At 45.8% G+C, this 13,232-nt stretch carries 14 protein-coding genes and 2 pseudogenes; 12 read left to right on the top strand and 4 right to left on the bottom strand.

What is annotated here, in order from left to right; genetic code table 11:
• Positions 1 to 46 precede the first annotated feature (46 nt).
• Positions 47 to 1,093 (top strand): hypothetical protein, encoded by a 1,047-nt coding sequence (locus tag ACQ4MX_RS10845; RefSeq protein ID WP_431090537.1) that lies wholly within the window; start codon positions 47 to 49, stop codon positions 1,091 to 1,093.
• 261 nt (positions 1,094 to 1,354) lie between these two features.
• Here the strand turns inward: ACQ4MX_RS10845 and ACQ4MX_RS10840 are convergent.
• A pseudogene (locus ACQ4MX_RS10840) lies at positions 1,355 to 1,742 on the bottom strand (hypothetical protein); the annotation flags it as partial.
• A 271-nt stretch (positions 1,743 to 2,013) separates the two neighbouring features.
• On the opposite strand from ACQ4MX_RS10840, the gene ACQ4MX_RS10835 reads away from it, so the two are divergent.
• Positions 2,014 to 2,652, top strand: coding sequence for a pentapeptide repeat-containing protein (locus ACQ4MX_RS10835; RefSeq protein WP_431090536.1), 639 nt, complete (start codon positions 2,014 to 2,016; stop codon positions 2,650 to 2,652).
• 12 nt (positions 2,653 to 2,664) lie between these two features.
• Positions 2,665 to 3,270, top strand: coding sequence for a pentapeptide repeat-containing protein (locus tag ACQ4MX_RS10830; RefSeq protein WP_431091302.1), 606 nt, complete (start codon positions 2,665 to 2,667; stop codon positions 3,268 to 3,270).
• Positions 3,271 to 3,284: 14 nt separating this feature from the next.
• Here the strand turns inward: ACQ4MX_RS10830 and ACQ4MX_RS10825 are convergent, their stop codons facing one another.
• Positions 3,285 to 4,790, bottom strand: a complete 1,506-nt coding sequence (locus tag ACQ4MX_RS10825) for a PLP-dependent aminotransferase family protein (RefSeq protein WP_431090535.1) — start codon at positions 4,788 to 4,790, stop codon at positions 3,285 to 3,287.
• Positions 4,791 to 4,904: 114 nt separating this feature from the next.
• Between ACQ4MX_RS10825 and ACQ4MX_RS10820 the strand changes: the two genes are divergently transcribed.
• From ACQ4MX_RS10820 to ACQ4MX_RS10790, 7 genes are all read left to right on the top strand, one after another.
• Positions 4,905 to 5,516 carry a pyridoxamine 5'-phosphate oxidase family protein gene (locus tag ACQ4MX_RS10820; RefSeq protein ID WP_431090534.1) on the top strand — a complete coding sequence of 204 codons (612 nt, stop codon included), beginning with the start codon at positions 4,905 to 4,907 and terminating at the stop codon, positions 5,514 to 5,516.
• A 201-nt stretch (positions 5,517 to 5,717) separates the two neighbouring features.
• Positions 5,718 to 6,305 (top strand): TetR family transcriptional regulator, encoded by a 588-nt coding sequence (locus ACQ4MX_RS10815; protein ID WP_431090533.1) that lies wholly within the window; start codon positions 5,718 to 5,720, stop codon positions 6,303 to 6,305.
• Between the two features lie 112 nt (positions 6,306 to 6,417).
• A complete protein-coding gene (locus ACQ4MX_RS10810; RefSeq protein ID WP_014599460.1) occupies positions 6,418 to 6,519 on the top strand; it encodes a hypothetical protein in 102 nt (33 codons plus the stop codon).
• Between the two features lie 372 nt (positions 6,520 to 6,891).
• A complete protein-coding gene (locus ACQ4MX_RS10805) occupies positions 6,892 to 7,608 on the top strand; it encodes a transposase (RefSeq protein ID WP_431090531.1) in 717 nt (238 codons plus the stop codon).
• Positions 7,566 to 7,931 carry a hypothetical protein gene (locus tag ACQ4MX_RS10800; protein WP_431090529.1) on the top strand — a complete coding sequence of 122 codons (366 nt, stop codon included), beginning with the start codon at positions 7,566 to 7,568 and terminating at the stop codon, positions 7,929 to 7,931. Before ACQ4MX_RS10805 ends, ACQ4MX_RS10800 begins: the two co-directional genes overlap by 43 nt.
• 85 nt (positions 7,932 to 8,016) lie before the next feature.
• Positions 8,017 to 8,523 carry a hypothetical protein gene (locus ACQ4MX_RS10795; RefSeq protein ID WP_431090527.1) on the top strand — a complete coding sequence of 169 codons (507 nt, stop codon included), beginning with the start codon at positions 8,017 to 8,019 and terminating at the stop codon, positions 8,521 to 8,523.
• Between the two features lie 377 nt (positions 8,524 to 8,900).
• Complete coding sequence (locus ACQ4MX_RS10790) at positions 8,901 to 9,260, top strand: winged helix-turn-helix transcriptional regulator (RefSeq protein WP_431090526.1); 360 nt, start codon at positions 8,901 to 8,903, stop codon at positions 9,258 to 9,260.
• A gap of 87 nt (positions 9,261 to 9,347) precedes the next feature.
• Here the strand turns inward: ACQ4MX_RS10790 and ACQ4MX_RS10785 are convergent.
• Positions 9,348 to 9,911: pseudogene (locus tag ACQ4MX_RS10785) on the bottom strand (NAD(P)H-dependent oxidoreductase).
• Positions 9,912 to 10,399: 488 nt separating this feature from the next.
• Between ACQ4MX_RS10785 and ACQ4MX_RS10780 the strand changes: the two are divergent.
• Together ACQ4MX_RS10780 and ACQ4MX_RS10775 are read left to right on the top strand one after the other, a co-directional pair.
• On the top strand, positions 10,400 to 11,167 hold the full coding sequence (locus tag ACQ4MX_RS10780; RefSeq protein ID WP_431090525.1) for a hypothetical protein: 768 nt from the start codon (positions 10,400 to 10,402) through the stop codon (positions 11,165 to 11,167).
• Between the two features lie 156 nt (positions 11,168 to 11,323).
• Positions 11,324 to 11,581 carry a hypothetical protein gene (locus tag ACQ4MX_RS10775; RefSeq protein ID WP_431090524.1) on the top strand — a complete coding sequence of 86 codons (258 nt, stop codon included), beginning with the start codon at positions 11,324 to 11,326 and terminating at the stop codon, positions 11,579 to 11,581.
• A 380-nt stretch (positions 11,582 to 11,961) separates the two neighbouring features.
• On the opposite strand, the gene ACQ4MX_RS10770 is transcribed toward ACQ4MX_RS10775, so the two are convergent.
• Positions 11,962 to 13,152: an MFS transporter gene (locus tag ACQ4MX_RS10770; protein ID WP_431090522.1), complete on the bottom strand. Its 1,191-nt coding sequence runs from the start codon at positions 13,150 to 13,152 to the stop codon at positions 11,962 to 11,964.
• Positions 13,153 to 13,232: the final 80 nt, after the last annotated feature.

Genomic DNA, 13,232 nt, shown 5'->3' with positions numbered 1-13,232 from the left:
GGCCTTAGCCATACAATATTTCATCTGAATGTAAAAGGGGATGATTATGTTGGCTACCTTCTCGGCCGCCCTTCAAGTGAAAAAGCGGATGGCCAAGCAAGTCTTAAAAATGTCTGGTGTCCACGGCATCGGCGTAGGGTATAGGGACCCTGCTCGTCCCAAAAGGGGAGCCGCTGTCATTGTGTACACAGATCGGTTGGCCACGGCCTCTACCGGACTTCTGTCGGCCACAGCACTAGGCAAGCAAACGAGCGTTCCTGTCCGGATTGTAAAGTCTGGAAAGATGAAAGCCCATGCTACGGACTACATGACGCGTATACGCCCGGTCATCGCCGGCTACAGTGTCGGGACGATTGAAGGCTCCGGTACAACCGGACTCATCGTTGCCCCAACTGGAGCGCCGGCTACACGTTATCTTTTCAGCAATAACCATGTACTCAACCCGTCCAATATAGACAATCGGGAGGCCACGCTTCAGCCAGGCGGAGCCGATGGGGGGACGGATACCCGAGATCGTATAGGGCGGCTGTATCGGTATATACGCCTGAACCCAAAGGGAACCAATTTCATTGATGCGGCGCTTTCCTTGCCGACTCGCAACAGCTTGCTCAGTCCGCGTTACGCTACGGTAGGAGTAGTTCCGGGCCATGTGACCGCTTATCGTGTGGGAGAAAAATTCAAAAAGGTGGGGCGCACGACCGGATTAGTGAATGGCACGGTGGAGTCTGTCTATACGGATTTGCAAATTAATTACGGCGGAAGCTTGGGGCTGCTGACCTTCCAGGATCAGACCGTTATTAAAGGTACCAATCCTGTATCTCTGCCCGGGGATTCCGGCTCTGTCTGGCTGAGACGGTCGGATAATTATGCGGCTGCGGTCAATTTTGCAGGCACGGCAGACGGTCGTCTGTCCATTGCTTTCCCGGTGCAGTGGTTCATGCAGGCGTTCAACACACGGGTAGCCCGCCCCGTCGGGGCAGGCAGGGTGCGCAGAGTAGATACAGGATCATCTCCACGCTCTTATACAAGACAGCTCACCAGCGAGGAATTGGCACGTTTGAAGCCAAGAACAACGCGGATTAGACGGAGCTAATGATCTACAGGTGGAAAAGCTGCCGCTAATCATCCCGGTGAAGCGGTCGCTTTAAAAGCTTTCCATAGGAAGGCTAGCTTCGGAAGCACCATCCATCTGCGCAGTGGCAATATTGGTAACCTTTAAGATCGGCTTATATAGCGTGAATGATTCACGATGCAAATCATTCACGGCACGAATCATTCACAAGTTAAACAGTTAATGGCATAAAATAATTACATCCGTTTAATCTGCCCCTTCGGCATACGAGCTGGCTACCTTGTAAAATTTAAAGGCATACGTTTTGCTTTCGCCTGGAGCCAGCGACAGACTGGTGTTGGAAAGATAGCCACGGTTGGTGCTCCTCGACTCTCCGCAGGTCCTGATATTCAAGACCTGCGCCTGTAGAGGAATCAGGGACAAGCAGTAGATAAGGCCCGATGCCGCCAGACCAATACTCGTTAAACGGCAGCGGCAGCCCTCAATGTCCGATTTCCAGCGTTGATTGGAAGTGCTCGTTACTTTCATCTGCCGTATTTTGTTTGGGTGCATTGGAGCTGTTCATGACATAGTTCGTATTGAATGTGTCTCCTACCAGACGTAAGGAAGAGATATCGCCGTAATCTCCGACCGAGATAGAGAACACATTATTGGATAGCTGTACTGCCATGCTATCAACCTCCTTAAAAAAAGGTTCGTGAGTATACTCACAACGTTAATATATGTGACAGACATGCTTTTGCTACGCTATGTGTGGAGATTGATAGAAAATAGATTCGTATATTCGGGTGCATAGATGACAGATTCGAAATCCGGTGACCCTCTGGGTAGCGCGGCTTTTTTCATTTTTCAGGTACGTGTATAAAGCCATTGTTACTGCGCTGCATCATCATATAAACTAGACATATGCCGGAATAAGCACTCAGAAGGTGGAGATAGCTATGGAAATTAAGATAGAGTTGCCGAAAATTCCTTCAGACTTACCTGTATTAACCGATGAAATGTACTCCTTACGATCTAAGGATGAATTTAACACGGGGTCTGTAGAGGATATGACCATGGATAGTGTGGAAGCTACCAGGGTTTCGTTTGAGAAGATGATTTTCAAAAATGTGACTATTATGGAATCGTCATTGCCGGAAAGTGAATGGACAGATGTTATTTTCGATAAATGCGATCTGTCCAATATTAACTTTTCCGGTTCCTTTATTCACCGGGTAGAGTTCAGAAATTGCAAGCTGCTCGGAACAGACTTCTCCAGAAGCAGACTCCAAAATGTTCGTTTTCTGGATTGCTTAGGAGATTATTCGATGTTTCGCTTTGCTAATTTCAAACACGTTGGTTTTGAGGATTGTTCATTGATAAGCTCCGACCTTTACCATTTGACGCTGCAAAAAATTTCTTTTACCCGTTGCAATATGGATCAGGCAATGCTGTCGGGGTCCAAGCTCAAGGGGGTTGATCTGAGCGATTGTGAATTCGATGGACTACAGGTGGATATTGAAGACCTGGATGGGTGCATGATCTCACCGCATCAAGCTTCGTCTTTTGTGGGGCTGTTAGGGCTAGTTATTAAATAAGGGGGACCCATGATGTTTCAGTATCAGGAGCAGCAATATGAGGGCATTGATTATAGCGGGAAAGATTTAAGGGATGGTGAACTTATTCGTTGCACCTTTGAACGTTGTACGTTTACGAACGGTTCGTTGGAGGAAATCATGACCAGCGAATGTCGTTTTATCGAATGTGATTTTCAAGGTGCGCTGTTGAACGGTTCCATTCATACTGAATCGGCTTTTATAAATTGTAACTTTATTGAAGCCAACCTGTTCGTCTCCAAATTCAGCAATTGTAAAATGACGGGGTCAGACTTTTCAAAAGCAAAGATAGACGGCATTACGCTCGTTCAGGGGGATTGGTCTTATACCAATTTGCGGCAGGCCCGTCTGGAAAAGCAGGATTTGAGAGGAGTACGCTTTTATGAAGCGGATCTCTCGGATGCCAATCTACAGAAGGCAGACCTCAGAGATTGTGACCTGACCAGAGCTATTTTAGCTCATGCCAAGCTACAGGGAGCCGATTTACGTGGTGCTAATATGGATGGAGTCGATTTTAAAGCATTTATTGTCAAAGGTGCACGGATGGATCGAGACCAAGCTCTATCCTTCTTGCGCTCATATGGTGCCAAGGTCGATTGAGGCGAAGGTGCCACTCATTTTTTAATACTATCCCAAGCCTGGCTCAGACGGTGAATGCCTTCAATGATTTGGTGTTCCGTTAAATGGGCAAAAATAAAACAGGCAGATGGGGGGCCTGGTGTCAGTTGGTAATCGGCTGCATCACGCCATGTGACTCCGAAAGACCGTGCTGCCTGCATCAAATGGTGATACTGAGCAGGCTCATGCTTCCAGATGGCGTAGGCATGCAGGCCGCAGTCGGTCTGATGCCAGTGGAACAGTCCACTCAACTGCTGCATTTCACGCTGGAGCACGTCGTAGCGTGATCTGTACATCCGGGTCATCCGGCGCAGATGGCGAACATAATCGCCGCGCATCATAAAGCGTGCCAGTGCGCGCTGTTCCAGACGGGCAGGGGGGAGCGGGTCATAGAGTCGTTTGGCGGCGGTCAGCGCTTGGGCCAGTGCAGCGGGCAGAATAGCGTAGCCCAGTCGAAGACTGCTGAACATGCTCTTGGAAAAGGAACCGACATAGATTACACAATCCGCGCGATCCAGTGCTTTCAGCGGCTCAATCGGTCGTCCTGCCCAACGGAATTCGCTGTCATAATCATCTTCGATAATCCACGCGCCCCGGGACACCGCCCATTGCAAAATGTGTTGACGGCGTGCTAATGGCAATACAGCTCCGGTTGGAAACTGTCGTCCCGGTGTAACAAACAGCAAGCTGGAATCCCAATCCTGCGGGATAATTCCTAGCTGATCCATCTCAGCAGTTTGTACCAGTCCGCCCGATGCAGTAACCGCACGGTGGATACCGGGGTAACAGGGATTTTCCAGCACGATTGGATCTTGCTCATTAATAAGCAACTGGCATAATAACGTTATCACTTCCATGGAACCACTGCATAATACGACTTGGTCCGGGTGGGCCGCAATTCCCCGTGTTCTTCCAACATGCTGACAAATCGCTTCGCGCAACCATTCATCGCCATTCACCGGTGCTGTCATCAAGGCAGACGAAGGCTTTTGCAGGTCTTTTCCAGCGGCAGCCATTGCGCTTTTCCATGCGGTCTGTGAACTGCCTTCCAACACGACTTTTCCTGCCTGAAAAGAAATCAAGGGTTGTGGAGCCTCATCTTCATTCACGGCAGAAGCAGAAGACGGCTGTGACTCTCTTTCCATCTGCATGATCCGTTGTCCCCATGCTGACAGAGCTGGGGGAGTTTGTTTTACAGAAGGTGCTTGCCTGTTTTGCTCATCCATCTGTGATTTGTCCGGTAGCATCGCTGTCTGTTCAATGACAAAGGTCCCTCTGCCTACCGCCGTTTCCACATATCCTCCCGCCAACAGCATATCGTAGGCTTCTGCAACACTGCCCCGCGAAATTTCATACATCACAGCCAGATCACGACTGGAGGGCAGGCGTGTACCGCTGGCAAGTGAACCGTTCAGAATTCCTTCCCGGAGGGCATGATACAATGCCAAATATTTATGGTGATACATTTGAATAGCACGCTGATAAGCAATCGTAATATCCATATCATTCTCCTTCATTGGACTACTCATTTTCAATCATATTGGATCTATCCATTGATCCATTTTCAACATAATCTTAAATGTATCGCTGGTCAATAGACGAAAGGAGCATGATCCATGAGAAGAAAAGAATTTACGGTGGCAGAAGAAGAGGAAATAGAGCAATTTCTGAGCGAGGTCAGCTTCGGATTTCTGGGCATGAATAGCGAGGATGGGTTTCCGCGGGTTGTACCCCTGAATTTTGCTTATGGAAATGGTGTTTTTTATATTCATGGCAGCCGTGCTGGAGAGAAGATGGAACGGATGAAGAATGACAACCGGGTCACTTTTTCCGCCGCCAAAGAGTATGCGCTAATTCCATCTTATTTTACGGATGAACATATGGCATGTCCGGCGACTTCATTTTTTAAAAGTATTACCGTGCGTGGTCATGCGGAGCAGGTAGTGGAACTGGAAGAAAAGGCGTCTGCGTTTTCCATTTTTATGAGTAAATTGCAACCGGAAGGCGGCTATGATGATATTGATGCCAGCGATCCCCGGTATGCTTCACGTCTGAAAGGGGTCGCGCTGATCAAGATTGTACCGGATGAGTGGACTGCCAAATTCAAATTCGGACAGAATATTAAAGATCAGGAGCGTCAACAGATTATCGACGGTTTGCAAAACCGAGGGCTGGATGATGATCTGACAACCATTGAAATGATGCACAAATTTTGTCCTCACCCCTGATCCGGCGTCATCATTCTTGCTTGCTCACGGTCTAATTGGTTAATACTACCTTAAAGGGAGATGCCCTTATATTTTCAAAACCTTCATTTCTTCTGTATTAGGACTTTGGAAGGACAGGCATATATCATCCTCAAGCCCATTGTTCTTACCGCAAGGGAACTTTATAATACGATAGATTTGTGGAGTAAGGGGGCAGGGACCGTGACGAGAGCAGGAGTCAGAAGTCGGGAAGGTCGACGGTTGTTACTGGAGGCGGGGGCTGAGGAGTTCGCTCAGACCGGTTTTTATCAGACCAAGGTAAGTTCGATCGCGGCGCGTGCGGGATTGACGCAGCCGGATTTTTATATTCATTTTGAGAGTAAGGAGCAAATGTATGAGGAGCTTGTTGAGAGCTTCCGAGTGTTGGTGAATGAGACGGTTCAATGTATGAAGGTGGAGCCGGAGCAAAGCCACGCTGAAATTTTGAGCCAGGGACAAGTGTTTCTGGAATCGGTTTTTCGTATGTTATCCAATAATCCGGCGATAACCCGTGTCGGATTTTACCAGGCGGCAGACTCGGTGCGTATCAAGGCAGAAATGGCAGGTCATATTAAAAAAAATCTGCTTGCTGCACAACGATGGGGCTCTTGCCGTGAGGAATTGGACCCGGAGCTGACGGCGGAATGCGTCGTTGGCTTGATTGAACGGTTGACGTTAACCAAATTGCTGACTGGACGCGAAAGTCCATCCGTGCTTGCCAAGCAGACGCGAAGCCTGCTGTATCACGGCATGCTGGCGCATGAAGGATAACGGAACCAAAGCGAATGACCTACATTTGGGCGGGAGGCGCGGCATCTGTACCTATCATGGTTGGCAACATACGCATAAGATGCTTTTGTAAACCATGAAGGGAGGAATCAGTATGTCTGGAGTAGGCGCTGGTTATGGAGCTTTCACATCTACAGGAGCGATTCTGGTACTTTTCATTTTGCTCGTTATCATCTCTAAAGCATTTGTTATCTAACTCGTTGTTAACAATCTGAATTGAAATCAGGCGATGTATTTGTAATCAACGGAGGGAGGAGGAATTTGAGATGGGTGAAGTAGACAGAGGTTGTGGCGGTGGTGGCTACGGCATGTGGACTTCCACTGGTGTTATTCTGGTACTCTTCATTTTGCTGGTTATCATCACTCGCACTATTTTCATCTAAATTATATATTTCATGGGCTTGAGCGCCGATGCTTCGGGCCTATGACTACGCAAGCCGGAACAGGAACCGTCTCCAATAGGGGCGGTTTCTTTTTTTCTACTACAGCAAGATTAACTAGCAGGTATTTCCAGTCTTCTGTCGAAGGTATATAGGTCAGAATTTACCCTAGGAGATGACCTTCATGCTTGAGAAAAATAGATTGGGTGCCGCCCAGAGTTTACTTCAGACCTGAGTTTAAAAATTGTCTACACTGTGAATCTAAATTGCGGAGAACCCATACCGCATGGGAGAAAAAGATTGTCACAAGAGACGGAATCATCCATGCATGGAGCATGGCTTATGCTTGTAAAAATCCAGACTGCGCACACGCAGGCGTTGCGTATAAATCTGCTGAAGCTGAGATGCTTAGCATGAAGCATTCCTCGTATGGATATGACGTGCTTGCTCTCGTTGGGAAACTACGCTTTAAGCAACATCGAACGGTTGCAGAAGTTGCCGAAGCATTGAACGAACAAGGCATTCCAACGAGTGAAAGACATGCTCAAAATTTGTACGAACGTTATCAAATCTTGCTTTCAGCGAGTTTAGATGATCATGTTAACAAAGTCCTTGCAGAAACAACGGAACAAAATGGAGGCGTCATTCTTTCCATGGATGGGGTTCAGCCTGAAAAAGGCAATGAAACACTTTATGTACTAAGAGAAGTATTCAGTGGAACCGTGCTTACCGCACAAAATATGAAGAGCGGGACTGCGGAAGAATTGAAAACACTTATCGAACCCATCCTGATGCTAGGGTATCCAATCGTAGGTATTGTAAGTGATGGGCAAAATCCATACGGCTGGCATTTGAAACACTTTTGCCAGATGTGCCTTACCAGTACTGTCAGTACCACTATCTGAAAGACATTGCTAAGCCCATTGTCGACGCCGATCGCAAGTTAAAAATGGAACTCAAAAAGAGCATGCGCGGGATTCGCGACATCGAACGAAAAATAGAGCAAGTTGAATCCAAAGCGCTTGTAACAGAGAAAACGGAACAGTCAGAATCGCAACCTGCTGAAATGACCGAAGCGCAGATTGCTAAGGGATATGTGGCAGCCGTTCGAGCTCTGCTCCTTGAAGATGGAGATCCACCATTGGAGCTTCCTGGATTAATTATTTATGAACGTGCACAAGCCATACAAGCTTCCTTACAAAGATGCTTGAGTAAAAAAAGAGCCTAATTTACTTCAAGGTGTTGTCAGAATATTCAGTAAAATTGAAGAATTAAAACCTAGTTATACAGCCGTTTCGCGGCTAGTGAAACCCTTGGAACATATCGCTAGCATTCTCACTCCTGAGGAAGACAAAAGTAGTGAGACGGCTGAGTGGGAACTGTCCCTGCTACTGGAATGGGTGAAACAAACCTACACGCATCAGAGTGACGAGCTAATGGTTAACAAATTACTTAACTTTTCCAGAGGGTTTTGGAAAGGTTTGTTCACTTGTTATGACTATTACTACATTCCAAGAACGAACAATGACTTAGAGCAATTCTTTCGACGGACGAAGGCTAGTCACCGTCGTATTACGGGACTTCGTAATTGGAACAGCTACATCATACGCAATGGTGAAATGATCGTATTAGTGAATGATGCACTGCGCCAGGAACATGTCATTTCACGACTGCGCTCAGTTTGCTTTACTCGCTATAAATCTCGAAAAACATTGTGGGATCAGCGTTTAACCAGCGTTATATTACGCGAAAAATTTAATCGCAATAGCGCAGGCTACCTCAACGACTTAGAGCAAAAATGGAATTCACTTATGAGCTAGTTAATTATGCTGTCATAGTTAAAAAACTATTTAGTTAAGGGAAGGTCGGCTTATTTGAAAATGGAAAGGACAGTTAAACCCAGTTCAGACATTGTCATAGAGGGTTATTTAGATACATTCTCCATTGTGAATCGAATATCTGAAGAAGTAACAAAAAGGTTATCTTTACTCAACTAACCGTTTCCTGTTTTGGCCAACACTCGCCCTCCGCGTTCGCGCTGCCATCGTTCCGGTCCCATTCCGTTTCTAAAATTTATTCAAATTTAGGATATATCAAATTTTATAGCGATTTACATCCTTTCAATAAGATTGCATAATGATGTATTATAAAGTATGCATATTTATATCATATACTTACCAAAAGGAGAGTGTAACTTGTGCGCGAAACCTATATTCCAACTGGCGTGAAACTAAAAGAAACTGGCTTTGGATACACGTTGTCCTTAATAGGCGGTAAATATAAAATGATCATTATGTATTGGCTGTCTGAAAATAAGGTAATGCGGTTTAATGAGCTGAAGCGATGTATCGGTACCATTTCCTTTAAAACGCAAAGCATCATGTTAAAAGAGCTGGAGGCAGATGGGCTTATCATACGCAAGGAATTTCCCCAAATACCTCCAAAAGTTGAATATTCATTATCTGAAAGTGGTCTTTCTCTCATTCCATTGTTAAATATGATGTGCGAGTGGGGAGAGAAAAACATTTCGCCAGCTCTGGAGGCTGTACAGCGGTAGGCATAGTTGTTTTGTTTATATTACAAAGAAGTATCTCCTGAACAGGGAAATACTTCTTTTTTATAGCAGTCTTAATAAAGCTAACTATTACAGATTGTCAAGAAAACTCAAATAATTTAGTGTGCTTTTTTCCAATTCGCTTACAGACGGCTCATTTTCTGTATCAGGCACATTTTCACCAGACTCGTTTTCCGTACCATAATACGCAAAGAACGAACGATAATTTGCATTACAGTATAGGAAGGTAGTTTCAAAAGAAGATAATAAATAATCAAGTGTATAGTGATATCTTCCATCTTAACCATAATCTCCTTTTTTACTTCCGGCAGATACAGCTAAAGCAGCTTTGCGATTCTTTAATTTATCTCCTCCATTTGAACCATGAGCCCACCCATAAATTAAAACATCGTCAAGCCATTTTTTAAGGAGAGGCGGACAATTAAACCAATATATAGGGAACTGCAAAACAAGATTACCATGTGATTCAACCAATTTTTGTTCTTTTTTTACGTCTATGCTTCCATCAGGGTAAGCCTTATGCAATTCGTGAACAGTATACTTTTCAGGATATTTTTTGAGTTCTTCTACCCATCGCTTATTAATTACGGATGTTTCTATGCTTGGGTGTGTCACGACAACAAGAGTTTTCAAAGATTTGTCCTCCTTATTTCTTATATAGCCTCTCGGCATTCGCCGAGGCAGACGGTGCAAGGGTTTCCTTGAACCGTTAAACTTGCTTCCCTCCTACTTTTCAGTAGGAGTTTTTTATTTTTCAGCTCAATGAACTGGGAAATAAAATTCACAATTTCGTACTTTAAAACACGAAAATTCACTTGACTTTATAAAATGTCCAGGCATTTGTACCAGAAGGGGCTTACCTTACTACCAGTAGATGGGTGATTCAATTGAAACCAGCGGTAATTTCTCACAGAGCGTTTCAGAAACAGGCCTTGTCTTTACTCAAATAATGTTATGCTCCACCGACTGCCATCCTCGTTAAAGCAGATTGGCATCTCATCTACAAATTTCTCATTACCGACCTTTCCTATGCCACGACCATGCTCATGGATTCCTACAGTCCGAAAGGTCCTAAACCTCGTGACTCCGCCTCTAAGCTGCGTTCTTACTTGCTCTTCCTTATGACCAAGCCGGAAGTCGGCATCACCGAATGGATCAATGAAATGAAGCGATATCTGCTCTACGCTATTCTTAGTGGTTTTGATCCCGGTGATGTTCCCGGTGTCGGTACGTTTTATGATTTTCTTTCTCGATTCTGGGCTGCCGACGATAACAATCTCAAACCTATGGTCTTACCCCGCAAGCGCAAACCCAAGAAAGGAAAAAAGAAAGGCGAGAAAGCGCCAACCACCTCTCTTGGCAAGGTACAACGACTCGTTGACCGGATTCTTAAGCAAGGTATGACGGCCAAAATCCAGCCTATGGATCGATTGTTTGAATTCTTCCAGTCCCAGTTTCTTGCTGTTTCTACAAGCTTAGGCTTGCTGGGGGACACAGCCGGATTCGATGTGACTGGCGACGGCACTCCGGTCGAAACGGCTGCCTGGCCCCACAGCAAACCAACTTGTGATTGCCATGCCCGCGGCCTTACGAAATGCAACCATCCACGCGCTTATTCTCAACCAGATCGCAACTCTGGTTGGGATAGCTCTCGCGAAAAGTACTACAACGGATACCATCTGTACATGCTTACCGCTGCAAACAGCAAACATGATCTGCCACTGTATCCTAGGCTTCAACCCGCGTCACGCCATGATTCGGTCAGCTTTGTCGTCAGTACGGTCGAATTCTCGCAACGTTTTACCTTGGGAACGGTAGAAAAAATGCTCCTTGATGCTGCTCACGATGCAGGTGCTATCTATGATCTTTTGAAGCATCAAGGGATTTAGCCGTTCATTGATCTCAATGAGCGTGTCACCAAAAATCTGGAAACTGAAAACGATATGAAGATTTCTCCCAAGGGGATCCCAATCTGCCTTGCAGGCAAGAAAATGAAACCCTACGGCTTCGACCATGCCCAGAAGCGGCATAAGTGGATCTGCCCAATGATGCAAAACAGAACGACCAACACTTGCTCTACACCTTGCTCTGATGCCAAATACGGCCGAACCTTCCATACCTGCAGCAAGGATAACCCCCGGTTGTTTCCCGATGTGGCCAGAAGCTCAGAGCAGTGGAATCTCACCTACAAACGCCGCACCACCGTGGAGCGCTGTAACAAGCGAGAGAAGAACGATTACAACTTGAGGCAGGCCGCCATCGTTCCACCAAGATGTGGTACATCCGTCTTTACGGCATTATGATGTGCCAGTACATGGATGCTTGGTATCTTCATAAGCGTGAGGAACTTGAGGCCAAACAGCACGATTTATTGCCTCAAATAGCTTAACTCGCATAGCCTCCCGGCTAAACTGTGACGGGCTCTTTTAGCCTACGCGGAAGGTCGCATCGGAGGCGGGCAAGGTTTCCTTCAACATTAAGCGCCGTGCTACTTTCAAAAAAGCACCGTTTTCTGGTATTGCAACGGGCTCAACGCAGTGACGAGCTTGAAATGTTTATGAAACGCCGACGTACTCATGTTTACGGACTTTGCAAGCTGCTCGATCACGAGCGGACGGTCGTATTGCCGGTTAATCAACTGGATCGCTTGAGCGATTTTGTGCGCGTTGGCTTTTGCAGTTGGTTAAGCACTAGCCTCTATATCTTTACTAAGTTCTGATGGAGCTTTGGAGTGGGTTACTCGTAAATATACCATAACGGTTATTGCAGCGATGGCAACAACCGCAGCTCCAATCCAGCTAATCGAAGCTAAGGAAGCTTGTTCCACGACAACGCCTCCAATTCCTGCACCAGCACCCATAGCAAGCTGTAAAACTGAACTATTCATACTCACCATAATGCCTGAGGCCGCCGGAGCAAGCGTCATTAAGTGATATTGCTGAGTTGGACTTGTTGACCAAGCGGAGAGAGCCCAAAATATGAGCACAAGGAAAACAATAGCAGGCGATTGGGCTGATAATGACAGTAGAACTAAGGCTACTACATGCAGTACCATACTGACAAATAAAGTACGAGGGAATCCCCATTTATCCGTACTATAGCCGCCAAGCTTTGAGCCGAATAAGCTGGCAATCCCGAAAGCGAATAAAGCAATGATAACTGTTTTACTGTTCATCCCTGTAATCGACAGCAGGAAGGGAGAAATGTAGGTGTAGACCGTAGAATAACCAGAAATCCATAAGAAAGTGATCATTAGGGCTGCAATTATTTTCGGTTGCTTAATTAAAGCAAGCTGTTTGCGCAAGGGAACCGACTCATCGCCATTTGAGCGTGGGATGACTAAGAGTATAACGATCATCGCAAGAATACTAAGTGCACCGATTCCTCCGAAGATCAATCTCCAATCATAAGCGGAAGCAATAACTCTGCCTAGCGGAACACCGATAATCAACGAGGTGCTAAAGCCCATAAGGATTGTTGCAATTGCACTTCCCTGTTTATCAGGTGGAGTCATCTTGGTAGCGACAGTAAAGGAGGTTACAACGAATACTCCCATGCTTAGTGCAAGAATAACGCGTGAGACTAAAAGAAATCCAAAGCCAGGTAAAACTACGGCGATAATATTTCCAATCACAAATACACCAAGTGAATAAACTAAAAGCTTGCGCTGCTCCATTCGTGCTGTAAATGCGATAAGGAAAGGTGTTCCAAAAGCATAGGCGAGTGAAAAAACAGTAATGAGCTGACCAGCAGCAGCGACGGAGACATTAACGTCTCTTGCAACTGTGTCGAGAATCCCTGCTATGATATACTCGGATGTTCCAAGCAAGAAGCTAACAGCGGCTAATAAGTAAACTTTCCAAGCACTAGACATATAATTATCCCTCTTTCTTAAGTTTCTATATTCCCGGGTGTATAGAAATTTATTAATTTCCTTCTTTGAGTATAAAGATT

Source organism: Paenibacillus sp. 8b26, assembly GCF_050626875.1.
Classification (GTDB): Bacteria; Bacillota; Bacilli; order Paenibacillales; family Paenibacillaceae; genus Paenibacillus.
Note: the sequence above shows the minus strand (reverse complement) of the source record. Positions and strands in the feature narration are given on the sequence as shown.

Bases quoted from the DNA above. Each gene is read 5' to 3' on its own strand.
- ACQ4MX_RS10830 (WP_431091302.1), top strand. From the start codon at position 2,665: ATGTTTCAGTATCAGGAGCAGCAATATGAGGGCATTGATTATAGCGGG.
- ACQ4MX_RS10775 (WP_431090524.1), top strand. From the start codon at position 11,324: ATGATGCAAAACAGAACGACCAACACTTGCTCTACACCTTGCTCTGAT.
- ACQ4MX_RS10845 (WP_431090537.1), top strand. From the start codon at position 47: ATGTTGGCTACCTTCTCGGCCGCCCTTCAAGTGAAAAAGCGGATGGCC.
- ACQ4MX_RS10810 (WP_014599460.1), top strand. From the start codon at position 6,418: ATGTCTGGAGTAGGCGCTGGTTATGGAGCTTTCACATCTACAGGAGCG.
- ACQ4MX_RS10835 (WP_431090536.1), top strand. From the start codon at position 2,014: ATGGAAATTAAGATAGAGTTGCCGAAAATTCCTTCAGACTTACCTGTA.
- ACQ4MX_RS10770 (WP_431090522.1), bottom strand. From the start codon at position 13,152: ATGTCTAGTGCTTGGAAAGTTTACTTATTAGCCGCTGTTAGCTTCTTG.
- ACQ4MX_RS10820 (WP_431090534.1), top strand. From the start codon at position 4,905: ATGAGAAGAAAAGAATTTACGGTGGCAGAAGAAGAGGAAATAGAGCAA.
- ACQ4MX_RS10825 (WP_431090535.1), bottom strand. From the start codon at position 4,790: ATGGATATTACGATTGCTTATCAGCGTGCTATTCAAATGTATCACCAT.
- ACQ4MX_RS10780 (WP_431090525.1), top strand. From the start codon at position 10,400: ATGACCAAGCCGGAAGTCGGCATCACCGAATGGATCAATGAAATGAAG.